The 714-nt window shown below is 70.2% G+C and carries 1 protein-coding gene; it reads right to left on the bottom strand.

Translation table 11 applies throughout. The features are described from left to right. A partial coding sequence (locus IG62_RS0140960; RefSeq protein ID WP_030816374.1) for a thiamine pyrophosphate-dependent enzyme occupies positions 1 to 714 on the bottom strand: 714 nt, incomplete at both ends.

Consider the following 714-nt stretch of genomic DNA (forward strand, 5'->3'; position numbering starts at 1 on the left):
CAGCCCATGGCCTCGGAGAGCTTGACGAAGTCCGGGATGCGGGTGCCGGCCGAGGGCTTGCCGGCGCCGCTGGCCATCTCGGCGGGGCCGCTGTGCAGCACGGTGTTGGAGTAGCGCTGGTTGTAGAAGAGGGTCTGCCACTGGCGGACCATGCCCAGCGCGCCGTTGTTGATGATGGCGACCTTGATCGGGATGTTGTTCAGCGCGCAGGTGACCAGTTCCTGGTTGGTCATCTGGAAGCAGCCGTCGCCGTCGATCGCCCAGACCGTGCGGTCCGGCCGGCCGGCCTTGGCGCCCATCGCGGCGGGCACGGCGTAGCCCATGGTCCCGGCGCCGCCGGAGTTGAGCCAGGTGGCGGGCTGCTCGTAGTTGATGAAGTGGGCGGCCCACATCTGGTGCTGGCCGACGCCGGCGGCGTAGATGGTGTCGGCGGGGGCGAGCCGGCCGATCCGCTCGATGACCTGCTGCGGGGACAGGCTGCCGTCGTCCGGCTGCTCGTAGCCCAGCGGGTAGGTCTCCCGCCAGCGGTTGAGGTCCTTCCACCAGGCGCTGTAGTCGCCCTTGTGGCCGGCGTCGTGCTCGGCCTGGACGGCCACGATCAGGTCGGCGATGACCTCGCGGGCGTCACCGACGATCGGCACGTCAGCGGCGCGGTTCTTGCCGATCTCGGCCGGGTCGATGTCGGCGTGCACGACCTTGGCGTACGGCGCGAAG

The sequence above is a fragment of the Streptomyces sp. NRRL S-337 genome (assembly GCF_000720175.1).
Taxonomy (GTDB): domain Bacteria; phylum Actinomycetota; class Actinomycetes; order Streptomycetales; family Streptomycetaceae; genus Streptomyces; species Streptomyces siderophoricus.